Source organism: Amycolatopsis sp. NBC_00348 (assembly GCF_036114655.1).
Classification (GTDB): Bacteria; Actinomycetota; Actinomycetes; order Mycobacteriales; family Pseudonocardiaceae; genus Amycolatopsis.
This window is the reverse complement of record NZ_CP107994.1, coordinates 2,017,025-2,028,561: the sequence shown is the minus strand read 5'-3', so window position 1 is coordinate 2,028,561 and position 11,537 is coordinate 2,017,025. Positions and strand designations below refer to the sequence as shown.

Genomic DNA, 11,537 nt, shown 5'->3' with positions numbered 1-11,537 from the left:
AGGGCGTAGCACTCTCGTAATGAAGGGTCATTACGGTCCCCGGGGCATGTCGATCGGGCAAATGGCGGGCCCCGCGCCGGTGGTGGCTCCGCGAGGTGAACGGGTGCTTGCGGTAGAAAACGAGAAAACGAGAGTGTCGCGGGGCTGGGTGCTGCCCGTTTTCGGGGCGGTGCTGGGCGCGCTGGTCTTCCTCGTGGTGCGAGGCAGCTTGACCGACGACAGCTACATCACCCTCGCCTATGCGAAGAACCTCGCGGAACACGGCGAATGGGGCATCATCCCCGGCTCGCCGGCGAACTCCGCGACGTCCCCGCTGAACGTGCTGCTCCTCGGCGCCTTGACGCTGGTGACGCGCATCGCGGGCGGTTCGCACCCGGTGGTGGCGCTGGGCACCCTGACCGTGGTGTGCGGTGGCGCGCTCGGCTGGGCGTGGCAGCGGATCGGCCGGGTGCTGTCGCTGCCGACGGCGGCCGGTGTGCTCGGCATCACGCTGGTGCTGCTGAACCCGTTCGTGTTGTCCGCGATCGGCTTGGAAGTCCTGCTCATCCCCGCCGTGCTGCTGGTGCTGACGGCGCTCGCGCTGGAAGGCCGGGCGGTCTGGTTCGGCGTCGCCGGCGGACTCGCCGTCCTGACCCGGCTCGACCTCGTCGTGTTCGTCGTGGTGATCGCCCTGGGCACCCCCGCGATCCGGCGGCGGCTGCTGCCCGCGGCGGGGTTCGCGGTCCTGACGACGGCGCCGTGGTTCCTGGTCAGCTGGATCGTGTTCGGCTCGTTCGTGCCCGACACCCTGGTGATCAAGCAGTCGCAGGCGGGGCTGTTCGCGCCGTGGAGCTACAGCACCGGGCCGATGATGTACTACCTCGGCTGGCCGGTCACCGTGCTCGTGTCGTTCCTCCCGGCGCTGGTCGGCGTGGTCGCGCTCGCCGGCTGGGCCGCGGCGCGCTTCGCCGTCCGCTGGCCCGACTTCCCGCCGCTGGGCCCGCTCGCCGCGCTGGCCGCGGGCGGGATCCTTTACTACATCGCCTATTCCTACCTCGGAGTGGGCCCGTTCCACTGGTACTACGTGGCGCCGGTGACCGCGACGAGCGCGTTCGCGGTGGCCGCGTTCGGCGCGTGGTACGCCCAGACGCGCGAGCGCCCCGCCCTGCGGACCGGTCCCCCGCTGCTCGCGCTGGGTCTGACCGGCTTGCTGGTGCTCAGCGGGGCCGCGGTCGACGCCGCGCAGGGCCTGCCCTGGAAGTCGCCGGTGGTGTTCGGGAACTGGGCCAGCGCGGACGACTACGCGCGGGTCGGCACCGAGCTCGGCAAGCGGCTCGACGGGGCGAGCGTCGCCAGTCCCGGCGAGATCGGCACCCTGGCCTACTACTGCCAGTGCGCCATCCTCGACGTCTTCTCCGACCGCGGTGAGGCCGTTTCGCTGGTCCAGCAACGGATCGCGAACGCGAGCCCGGTGATGAGCCTGGCCCTGCGGGTCAACTACCACTGGCTGGACCGCTCGGCCGGGGCGCGCAAGCCGGACTACCGGCTGCAGTACGCCTCGGGCCCGGCGACCGGGCCGGACAGCTGGCAGGTGTACTCGGCCGCCAAGGGCGTCGGGCACTTCGTCCTCACCCGCGAGCCGTGAGCGTCGCCCATCGGGAGCCCGTTGTGGACACGGCTCCCGAACCGCGGCCCCGCACGCCACGACGCTGGGTGCTGCCCGTGGCGGTCGCCGCGGGGTCGGCGCTGGTGTTCGCCGCCGTGCGCCCGCACCTGATCGACGACACGTTCATCACCCTGTCCTACGCCCGCAACGTCGCCTTCCACGGGCACTGGGGCCTGATCACGGCCGAGACGTCGAACACCGCGACGTCACCGCTGAACGTCCTGCTGCTCGCGGTGCTGACGTTCGTGCTGCGGGACGCCGTGCTCGCCTGCGGCGTGCTGTTCGTGCTCTGCCAGGTAGCGCTGGTGCTCGCGCTGCGCCGGAGCGGGACGCGGGCGGGCCTGCCGGCCTGGTTCGCCCCGGCCGCCGTCGCGCTGCTCACGGTGAACCCGCTGCTGCTGTCGTCGATCGGGCTGGAGGTCGAGCTCGGCGCGGCCGGGATCGCCTGGCTGCTGGTCTGCGCAGGTGAACGGCGGCCGGTCGCGTTCGGCGTGCTCACCGGCCTGGTCGCGCTGGTCCGGCTCGACCTGGTCGTGGTCGCATTGGTGCTCTTCCTGCTGCGCCGCCGGTTCTGGGAAAAGGCCTGGCAGACGGTGCTCGCCGCGGCGGCCGTCGCGCTCCCCTGGTTCGCCTTCAGCTGGGTGGTGCTCGGGTCGGCCGTGCCGGACACGGTGATCATCAAGACGCTGCAGAAGTCCTGGGGCACCTGGGACTTCGGCAACGGCGTGGGCCTGTACGCCCGGGTCTTCCCGTGGGCGACGGCGTTGTCGTTCCTGCCCGCCGCCCTCGCGCTGGGCGCCTTCGTGCTCTGGCTGGCGGGTTCCGCCCGTCGCGGTCCACTGTGGACGAAGGTGCTGCCGTTCGCGCCGCTGGTGCCCGCCGGGCTCGCGCACTACCTCGCCTACACGCGGCTGCACGTGCCGCCCTACCACTGGTACTACGGGCCGAGCCTGGTCACGGTGACGCTTTTCCTGGCCGCCGCCGCGGCGGCCTGCGTGCGCGTGCCCGCCCGGGTGGCCGGCGCGGTCGCCGTCACCGGGGTGCTGGTCCTGAGCGTCGGCTTCTACGTCTCGGACGGCCTGCCGCGGCGGTTCGCGCCGCTGATGTCCAACCACGACTCGACGGCGGACTACGAGCGGATCGGCCCGGAGCTGGGCCGGCTGGTCGGCGGCGGCACGGTCCGCAGCGGCGGGGAGATCGGCGTGCTCGCCTACAGCTGCGGCTGCGCGGTCGTCGACCTCTTCGACGACCGCGGCGCCGTCGGGCCGGCCATCACCGCGCGGAAGGCCGACCTCGGCGCGCTCGGCCGCGCGCTGGTCGACGTCAACTTCCGGTACTTCGACCACGGCGACCGGCCGATCGTCACCGACTACGCCCTGGTGCGCGGTGATCCGCCGCCCGGTGCGCTGGCCCACTGGACACTGTCGTCGCCGTGGGCCGGCACCCAGCAGCTGTATCTCGTCCGGGGCAACGGAAGCGGAGCTTGAAACAGATGACCGACCTCACCGCGCAGCGCGGCCTGTACGCGGGCCCGGCGCCGATCGTCAGCAAAGACCTCTACGCCGAGGTTCACACCGGCTCGGCGATCCGGGACCGCGGCTCGATCCGGCTGGACCCGGGCACGAAGGTGTCCGGTAACACGTACTTCGGGCGGTTCCCGGCGTCCTACTGGCAGCGCTGGACGACCGTGACCGAGGTGTCGGTCGAGGCGGTCGTCACCGGCACCGGGCTGCTGTCGATGGGTGCTTCTGACGTCGAGGGTGAGCCGCGGGTCATCGAGGCCGAGCAGGTCACCGACGTCAAGCAGCACAAGGTCGCGCTGACCGGGAAGCTGGACAAGTTCTACGACGGTGGCGCGCTCTGGCTCGACCTGGAAACCGAAGGTGGCCAGACCCTGCGGGTGGAGCAGGTCCGCTGGACCGTCGAAGCGCCCGAGACGATCCGCCCGACCGCGGTCACCATCTGCACCATGAACCGCGCCGATGACTGCCTGAAGAACCTGCAAGCATTGGCCGCCGACGTCTCCTCCCTCGACACCCTCGACGCGATCTACGTGGCCGACCAGGGCACCGACCTGGTCGAGTCCCGTGACGGGTTCGACCAGGTCGTGAAGGACCTCGGGGACAAGCTGCACTACATCAAGCAACCCAACCTCGGTGGCGCCGGCGGGTTCACCCGCGGCCTGTACGAGGTCGCCGGGCACACCGCCACCGCCCACGCCAACGTCCTGTTCATGGACGACGACGTGCTGCTGGAGCCGGACCTGGTGATCCGGATGACGGCGTTCTCCAACCGCGCCGCCAACCCGATCATCGTCGGCGGGCAGATGCTGAACCTGTTCCACCCCAACCAGCTCCACGTCGGCGCCGAATACGCCCGGTTGAACACCCTCGAACCCGGTCAGCCGGTCGAGCATTCGCTGACTACCGCGGACCTGCTCGGGGTGGACGAGGAGACGTTGAAGCCGAACCGGCAGGAACGCCGTCTCGACGCCGGCTACAACGGCTGGTGGTCCTGCCTGATCCCGTATGAGGTGGTGCAGGCCACCGGGTATCCGATGCCGTTCTTCTTCCAGTGGGACGACGCGGAGTACTCCTACCGCGCCCGGGCGCACGGCTTCCCGACGGTGACGTTGCCGGGTGCGGGGGTGTGGCACGCGGACTTCCACATGAAAGACTGGGACGAGTGGCACCGCTACTTCAACCTGCGCAACTCCATCATCACCGCCGCCCTGCACTCCCCGTTCAACCTCAACCTCCTCTCCCGCGTCCTGCTCGCCCAGCTCGTGCGGTACCTGCTCGGGATGCAGTACGGGCTGTCCGCGACGCTGATCAAGGCCGTGGAGGACTTCCTCGAAGGCCCTGAGGTCCTGCGCGACGGTGGCGTGGAGGCGATGAAGGAGATCCGCCGGATCCGCGACCAGTACCCGGAGACCAAGCGCCACAAGGCCACCGACGTCCCCGGGATCGCGTCCAACGACATCGGCATCATCAACAGCGCGCCGCCGCCGAGCCGGACCGTCGTGATCTTGCTCAAGCGCCTGCTCGACCAGACCCGTGGCCGGCACCGCTTCGGACTGGGCGCCGTGCCGGCCGACGAGGCCCACTGGTGGCACACGTCGCTGTTCTCGACCGTGGTCGTCACCGACGCGAACCAGGACGGCGTCCGCGTCCGCTCCTACGACCGTGCCAAGACCTTCGACCTGGCCAAACGCGGCGTCAAGGTGATCCAGCGGCTGCGCAGGGAGGGGGCGGCCACGCAGGCGCGGTACCAAGGCGCGATGCCCGAGCTGACGTCGCGGGAGAACTGGACCCGGCTCTACGACCTCTGAGCGCCCCTACCGCATCGGTCACCGGAAACTCCTGGAGATTCGCCGGGACGCCAGACTGCGCCGCGGGGTGGTGAGGCCATAGGGTTCTCCTCATGAAGGTCGGCCTGCTCACCCGGGAGTACCCGCCGGAGGTCTACGGCGGAGCCGGGGTTCACGTGGAGTTCCTCGCCCGGGAGTTGCGGTCGCTCGTCGACCTCGACGTGCACTGCTGGGGCCCGGACCGCCCGGACGCCACCGGGCACACCGACCCGCACGGCTACCGCCAGCCGGCGTTCACGACCATGGACATCGCCGTCTCGATGGCGAACGCCCTCGACGGCCACGACCTCGCGCACAGCCACACCTGGTACGCGAACCTCGCCGGCCACCTGGCCAAGATGACCTACGGCATCCCCCACGTCGTCACGGCGCACTCGCTGGAGCCGCTGCGGCCGTGGAAGGCCGAGCAGCTCGGCGGCGGCTACCGCGTCTCGTCCTGGATCGAACGCGAGGCCTACGAGTCGGCCGACGCGATCGTCGCGGTCAGCGGCGGCATGCGCCAGGACGTGCTCAGCGCGTACCCGGCCGTGCCGCCCGAGCGCGTCCACGTGATCCACAACGGCATCGACACCACGCTCTACCGGCCCGACCCCGGCACCGACGTCCTCGCGAAGCACGGCGTCGACCCCGACCGGCCGTACGTGCTGTTCGTCGGCCGGATCACCCGGCAGAAGGGCGTCCCGCACCTGGTCCGGGCCGGGGCCGCGCTCGACCCGGACACGCAGCTGGTGCTGTGCGCGGGCGGCGCGGACACCCCCGAGCTGGACGCCGAGTTCCGCGGCCTGGTCGCCGACCTGGAGAAGACCCGCACCGGCGTCCGCTGGATCCCGGACATGCTGCCGCGGCCCGAGGTCGTGCAGCTGCTCACCCACGCCGCGGTGTTCGCCTGCCCGTCGGTCTACGAGCCGCTCGGCATCGTGAACCTGGAGGCGGCGGCGTGCGGCACGGCCGTGGTCGCCAGCGACGTCGGCGGGATCCCGGAGGTCGTCGACGACGGCCGGACCGGCCTGCTGGTCCACTACGACGAGGCGGACACCGCCGGGTACGAGGCGCGGCTGGGCGCGGCGCTCAACGAGCTGGTGGGCGACCCGGACCGGGCCGCCGCGATGGGTACCGCCGGCCGCGAGCGCGCGGTCGGCGAGTTCGGCTGGAAGGCGATCGCCGAGCAGACGGTCGCCCTCTACGAAGCGTGCGGGAGGTCCTCGTGAACAGTGGAGCCGACGTTCTGGGCATCGTGCTCGCGGGCGGCGAGGGCAAGCGCCTGATGCCGCTCACCGCCGACCGCGCCAAACCCGCCGTGCCCTTCGGGGGTGTGCACCGGCTGGTCGACTTCGTGCTGTCGAACCTGGTGCACGGCGGGATCCGGCGGCTGTGCGTGCTCACGCAGTACAAGTCGCACTCGCTCGACCGGCACATCTCGACGACGTGGCGGCTCTCGGCGCTCACCGGCGAGTACGTCACGCCGGTGCCGGCGCAGCAGCGGCTGGGCCCGCGCTGGTACCAGGGCAGCGCCGACGCCATCCACCAGAGCCTCAACCTGGTCTACGACGAGGACCCCGAGTACATCGCGGTGTTCGGCGCGGACAACATCTACCGGATGGACCCCCGGCAGATGCTGGAGACCCACATCTCCTCGGGCGCCGGCGTCACCGTCGCCGGGATCCGGGTGCCGCGCGCCGAGGCGAGCTCGTTCGGCGTCATCCGCACCACCGACGGCCTGATGATCGACGCGTTCCTGGAGAAGCCGGCCGACCCGCCGGGCCTGCCCGGCTCCCCCGACGAGTCGTACGTGTCGATGGGCAACTACATCTTCACGACGAAGGTGATGCTGGAAGCGCTGCACGCCGACGCCGAGAACGCCGCGTCGCACCACGACATGGGCCGCGACATCATCCCGGCCCTGGTGAAGTCCGGCGAGGCGGCGGTCTACGACTTCAGCGGCAACGTCGTGCCGGGTGAGACCGAGCGCGACCACGGCTACTGGCGCGACGTCGGGACGATCGACAGCTACTACGACGCGCACACCGACCTGATCTCCACGCACCCGATCTTCAACCTCTACAACCGCAAGTGGCCGATCCTGGCCCACCCCGGCCAGCGCGCGGCGGCGAAGTTCGTCGAAGGCGGCTCGGCGAACCAATCGATCGTGAGCCCCGGCTGCATCATCTCCGGCGCGCAGGTCGTCGACTCGGTGCTCTCCCCTGACGTCCTCGTGGAACAAGGCGCGGTGGTCCAGGGCTCGGTGCTGCTCGACGGCGCCCGGGTCGGGCGCGGCGCGGTGGTGCGGCGGGCGATCCTGGACAAGAACGTCGTGGTCCCGCCGGGCGCGCACATCGGCGTGGACCTGGCTCGCGACCGCGGGCACTACCACGTGAGCGAAGGCGGCATCGTGGTGCTGGGCAAGGGCGAACGCGCCATCTGAACGCGGGCTCGCCGGGCGGGGCGTCACCGAGGTGACGGCGTCCGGCGGGTCAGGGCCGGTCGGCGGTTGCCGCCCCGTCGTGCTGGGCGACCGCGGTCAGGACCGGTCGGCCGCGGAGATCCGCTCGACCACCTGGCGCGGGTCGATGCCCCAGCGCTCGGCCAGCTCCGAGATCGAGGCCCCGGCCGCGTACTCCGCGGCGATCATGCTGTTCACGACCCCGGCCAACGTCCTACTCCTCATCCGCAGATGCACGTGCAGCCAAGATGCTACAGCTTCCGCGCGGACGTTGAACAATCTGCCTCAGGTTCCGCGGGGCCCGCCGCGCGGCCGCCACGCCGCGAGGCCGCACGCCACCGCTACCAGCAGGAAGACGGCGGCGAGCGCCACCGCCCAGGCGACCCCGGTCGTCACGGCGAGGTAGGCCTGCGCCGCCGCGACCACCGCGTACGTCACCGCCAGGCCGCGCCAGGCACGCATCGGCCCCCTCCCCACCCCGCCAAGGCCGCCGGAACCGATTCACGAGCGGGCGGTTCCCGCCGGTCACCGCCCCGCTTTGCCCTCGCCCGCCGGATTCCCGGTATTCGCCTTGTCCGCCGAGCCCGCGCGGGCCGCGCTGGCCACGGCGTCGAAGATGGGCGTCGGCTCACCTTCGTCACGCTTCGACCGCTGTTCGCGCGATGTGCGCAATTCCTCTCCCACGCGCCCAGTTTCCGGGGCGCCGGCCGATTTCGCTCGGGCAAACCGGAAAATCGCCCGGCCGGGGGATCACCCATACCGCGCGCGTTTACCCGCCATTTCCGGTCCGGCCCGGAAACGCCGGGCATTTCCGCACGTCATCCAATTCCGGCGGCCCGGGAATAACCCGGGGGCCCGGCGGGATTGCACGGGTCATGAAAGCTGTCGTCTACCGCCGCCACGGCGGGCCCGAAGAGCTGACGCTGTCCGAGCGGGACGTCGTGGCGCCCGGGCCCGGCGAGGTCCGCGTCCGGCTCGTGGTGTCCGCCGTCAACCCGACCGACTGGAAGGCGCGGCAAGGCCGTGGCGCCGAAGCCGGGACCGAAGTACCCGACACCGTCCCCAACCAGGACGGCGCCGGCGTCGTCGACGCGGTCGGCCCGGACGTCACCGGCTTCGCCCCCGGCGATCGCGTGTGGACGCTCCTCGCGGGGACCCACGCGCCGGAGTCCGGCACCGCCCAGGAGTACACCGTCCTGCCCGCCGAAAAGCTCGCCGTGCTGCCCGACGGCGCCGGCTTCGACGAGGGCGCCGGCTTCGGCGTCCCGGCGCTGACCGCCCACCGCGCGCTCACGGTCGCCGAGGACGGGCCGGCCCGCCTGTCCCCCGGCTCCCTCGCCGGCCGGACGGTGCTGGTCAGCGGCGGCGCCGGCGCGGTCGGCAACGCCACGATCCAGCTCGGCCGCTGGGCCGGCGCGACGGTGATCGCGACGGTCAGCAGCGACGCGAAAGCCGCCCTGGCCAGCGCGGCCGGCGCCCAGCACGTGCTGCGCTACCCCGATCCGGAGCTCGCCGCCAAGATCCGCGAGATCGCGCCCGACGGCGTCGACCTGGTCGTCGAGGTCGCTCTGGGCGTCAACGCCCCGCTGCACGCGCAGGTCCTGCGCACCCGCGGCACGGTCGCGGCCTACGGCGACGACCGCGGCACCGGCACGATCAGCCTGGAGTTCGGCGCGAACCTGTGGCTGAACACGCGCTACCAGTTCCTGGTGCTCTACACGGTCGGGGCGGACAAGCTGCGGGCCGGCGCCGAGGACGTCAACGCGGCCTTCGCCGACGGCGCGCTCCGCCTCGGCGAGGACCGCGGCGTGCCGGTCCACCGGTTCGCGCTGGCCGACACGGCGAAGGCGCACATCGCGTCGGAAGAGGGCGCCACCGGGAAGGTGCTGATCGACGTCACCCCGGCTGGGTGACGTCGGGGGTGACGGTCAGCGCGGCGAGCAGCTCGCCGGCCGTCACCCCTTCGTCGTCGCGGTGCTCGCGCCAGCGGCCGAACAGCTCCTGCGCGGCGGTGAGCAGCGCCGGGGAGAGCCCGGCTTCGGTGCAGGCGGCGGCGATCTCGGCCATCTCGCCCTCCCACCGCCAGGCCCGCTGCCCCGCCGATTCGAGGGCACCCGCCGCGCCGAGCGGGGTGTCCCGCCGGACCACGCCGGCCAGCTCCCGGAAGACGTCGCCGACGCCGTGGTGGGCCGCGAGGGCGTGGGCCTGCGCCGCGAGCGCGTAGGTGAGCTTGTTGTACGAGGCGAACGCGAGCTTGAGCGCCGAAGCCCGCCCGACCGGGCCGTCGAGCACGATCGGCGTCAGGAATGTCCCGGCGAAGAGGCTTTCGACGAGTCCGGCGTCCTTGCCGGACAAGTAGAGGCGCGTCGAGCCGTCGTGCCGCGGCGGCGACCCGACGATCCCGCCGTCGACCACGGACGCCCGGCCGTCGAACAGCTGCTCGATCTCCTGCGCGTGGCCGGGGCTGATGGCGTTCGCGTCGAGGTAGACGCCCGTGAACCCGCTCGCGGCGACCTCGCGGGCGACGTCGACCGCGGAGGCGGGCGGGCAGATGCTCAGCACGACGTCGCAGCCGGCCAGGTCGGCGGCCTCGGTGAGGCCGGCTTCCGCGGCCCGCCGCCGGGTGGCCGGGCCGCGCCCGGCCGGGAGCCAGCGAGTGGGGACGCCTTGGTCCACGAGGAGCTTGCCGACCGCGGCGCCCATCGCCCCGGGGTGCAGCAGCCCGACGGAAGTCGTCACGCGTGTTCCTTTCACCTTGACTTCGAGCGTCCTTGAAGTTCGACACTCGGGACATGGAAGCGATCATGGCCACCCGGTTCGGCGGACCCGAGGTCCTGACCCCCGTCACGCTACCCACGCCCGAGCCCGCCGAGGGGCACCTGCGCGTCGACGTCGCGTACGCCGGCGTGGGCTGGCTAGACACGCTCATCCGGCGCGGCGACGCCCCGCCGGGGTTCGCGGTGACGCCGCCGTACGTGCCGGGTGGAGCCGTCGCGGGCACGGTCACCGCGATCGGACCGGGAGTGGCCGCGGACTGGCTGGGCGAGCGAGTCGTCACCCGGGCGGTGGACGGCGGCTACGCGGACACGGCGATCGCCGACACCGGGTTCGCCTTCCGCGTCCCGGACGGCCTGGGGCTGCCGGAGGCCTTGGCGGTCCTGGACGACGGCAGCACGGCGCTGGCCCTGCTGGAAAAGACGCCGGTCACGACGGGCGACGACGTCCTGGTGCTGCCGGGCCTGGGCGGGCTGGGCAGCCTCCTGGTGCAGCTGCCGCGCGACGCCGTGGTGATCGCGGCGGTCCGCGGCCCGGAGAAGGTGAAGCTGGCCCACGACCTGGGCGTCCGGGCGGTCGACTACGGCTCGCCGAACTGGACCTCGAAGGTGCCCGGCGTCGACGTGGTCTTCGACGGCGTCGGCGGCCCCCTGGGAGCGGCAGCCCTGTCCCTCCTGCGCGACGGCGGCCGGTTCTCCGGCTACGGCATGAGCAGCGGAACCCCGACGACGATCCCCCCGGCCGACCACCGCCGGCTGGCATCGGTGGCGGACATGTCCCAGCTCCCGGAGTTCTGGCCGGAGACACCCCGAAGGGTGCGCCAGGCCCTGACCGAGGCGGCGGCGGGCCGCCTGATCCCGCTGATCGGCCGGACGTACCCCCTGACGGAAGCAGCGGCGGCCCACACGGACTTCGAGAAACGCCGAGCGGTGGGCAAGATCCTCCTGCACCCCTGACCTCACCGCCCGGCCGAATGCCGTGAAGGTGCCCCTCACGGCATCAAGGTCCCTGAGGGGCACCCTCACGACGCTTGAGTCCATGAGGGGCACCCTCAGGGCGCTTAGGTCCCTGAGGGTGCCCCTCACGACCTCGGACCGACGGACCCGCTGGTGCGGCGCCCGGAAACCCTGGCCCGGCGCCAGCAGGTGGCCGGCCGAAGGTCGTGAGGGTGCCCCTCACGGCGCTTAGGTCCCTGAGGGTGCCCCTCACGGCACCGCGCCGGCGGACTCGCCGGCGCGGTGCCGGAAACGCCGACCGGTACCAGCAAGTGGCGCGGCGCCCGGAAACGCCGACCGACTCCGGCAGGT

At 72.3% G+C, this 11,537-nt stretch carries 11 protein-coding genes; 7 read left to right on the top strand and 4 right to left on the bottom strand.

Annotated elements, in window-relative coordinates; translation table 11 throughout:
- Positions 1–103: 103 nt before the first annotated feature.
- The 5 genes from OHS58_RS09105 to glgC all read left to right on the top strand — a co-directional run bounded on the left by OHS58_RS09105 (position 104) and on the right by glgC (position 7,437).
- Positions 104–1,624 (top strand): hypothetical protein, encoded by a 1,521-nt coding sequence (locus tag OHS58_RS09105; protein ID WP_328647878.1) that lies wholly within the window; start codon positions 104–106, stop codon positions 1,622–1,624.
- Positions 1,621–3,132, top strand: coding sequence for a hypothetical protein (locus tag OHS58_RS09100; protein ID WP_328647877.1), 1,512 nt, complete (start codon positions 1,621–1,623; stop codon positions 3,130–3,132). The genes OHS58_RS09105 and OHS58_RS09100 overlap by 4 nt, the downstream gene beginning before the upstream one ends.
- A gap of 5 nt (positions 3,133–3,137) precedes the next feature.
- On the top strand, positions 3,138–4,976 hold the full coding sequence (locus tag OHS58_RS09095; RefSeq protein WP_328647876.1) for a glycosyltransferase: 1,839 nt from the start codon (positions 3,138–3,140) through the stop codon (positions 4,974–4,976).
- 92 nt (positions 4,977–5,068) lie between these two features.
- Positions 5,069–6,223: a glycogen synthase gene (glgA, locus tag OHS58_RS09090; protein WP_326952777.1), complete on the top strand. Its 1,155-nt coding sequence runs from the start codon at positions 5,069–5,071 to the stop codon at positions 6,221–6,223.
- A complete protein-coding gene (gene glgC, locus OHS58_RS09085; protein ID WP_326950298.1) occupies positions 6,220–7,437 on the top strand; it encodes a glucose-1-phosphate adenylyltransferase in 1,218 nt (405 codons plus the stop codon). The genes glgA and glgC overlap by 4 nt, the downstream gene beginning before the upstream one ends.
- A 96-nt stretch (positions 7,438–7,533) precedes the next feature.
- Here the strand turns inward: glgC and OHS58_RS09080 are convergent, their stop codons facing one another.
- The 3 genes from OHS58_RS09080 to OHS58_RS09070 form a co-directional block, all read right to left on the bottom strand.
- Positions 7,534–7,665, bottom strand: a complete 132-nt coding sequence (locus OHS58_RS09080; protein ID WP_256474923.1) for a hypothetical protein — start codon at positions 7,663–7,665, stop codon at positions 7,534–7,536.
- Positions 7,666–7,740: 75 nt separating this feature from the next.
- Entirely contained in the window at positions 7,741–7,917 is a 177-nt protein-coding gene (locus tag OHS58_RS09075; protein WP_328647875.1) for a hypothetical protein, read from the bottom strand.
- A gap of 63 nt (positions 7,918–7,980) precedes the next feature.
- Complete coding sequence (locus OHS58_RS09070) at positions 7,981–8,139, bottom strand: hypothetical protein (protein ID WP_247052441.1); 159 nt, start codon at positions 8,137–8,139, stop codon at positions 7,981–7,983.
- Positions 8,140–8,330: 191 nt separating this feature from the next.
- On the opposite strand from OHS58_RS09070, the gene OHS58_RS09065 reads away from it, so the two are divergent.
- Complete coding sequence (locus tag OHS58_RS09065; protein ID WP_328647874.1) at positions 8,331–9,368, top strand: NADPH:quinone reductase; 1,038 nt, start codon at positions 8,331–8,333, stop codon at positions 9,366–9,368.
- Here the strand turns inward: OHS58_RS09065 and OHS58_RS09060 are convergent.
- The gene (locus OHS58_RS09060) at positions 9,352–10,194 is read right to left on the bottom strand and encodes an NAD(P)-dependent oxidoreductase (protein ID WP_328647873.1); all 843 of its coding nucleotides are present in this window, start codon (positions 10,192–10,194) and stop codon (positions 9,352–9,354) included. The two genes, OHS58_RS09065 and OHS58_RS09060, sit on opposite strands and share 17 nt — an antisense overlap.
- 53 nt (positions 10,195–10,247) lie before the next feature.
- Here OHS58_RS09060 and OHS58_RS09055 point away from each other — a divergent pair, with 53 nt between their 5' ends.
- The gene (locus tag OHS58_RS09055; RefSeq protein ID WP_328647872.1) at positions 10,248–11,186 is read left to right on the top strand and encodes a zinc-binding dehydrogenase; all 939 of its coding nucleotides are present in this window, start codon (positions 10,248–10,250) and stop codon (positions 11,184–11,186) included.
- The last annotated feature ends 351 nt before the right edge of the window (positions 11,187–11,537 follow it).

Excerpts from the sequence above, each read along its gene's own strand:
- OHS58_RS09055 (WP_328647872.1), top strand. The coding sequence starts at position 10,248 with ATGGAAGCGATCATGGCCACCCGGTTCGGCGGACCCGAGGTCCTGACC.
- OHS58_RS09075 (WP_328647875.1), bottom strand. The coding sequence starts at position 7,917 with ATGCGTGCCTGGCGCGGCCTGGCGGTGACGTACGCGGTGGTCGCGGCG.
- glgA (WP_326952777.1), top strand. The coding sequence starts at position 5,069 with ATGAAGGTCGGCCTGCTCACCCGGGAGTACCCGCCGGAGGTCTACGGC.
- OHS58_RS09065 (WP_328647874.1), top strand. The coding sequence starts at position 8,331 with ATGAAAGCTGTCGTCTACCGCCGCCACGGCGGGCCCGAAGAGCTGACG.
- OHS58_RS09095 (WP_328647876.1), top strand. The coding sequence starts at position 3,138 with ATGACCGACCTCACCGCGCAGCGCGGCCTGTACGCGGGCCCGGCGCCG.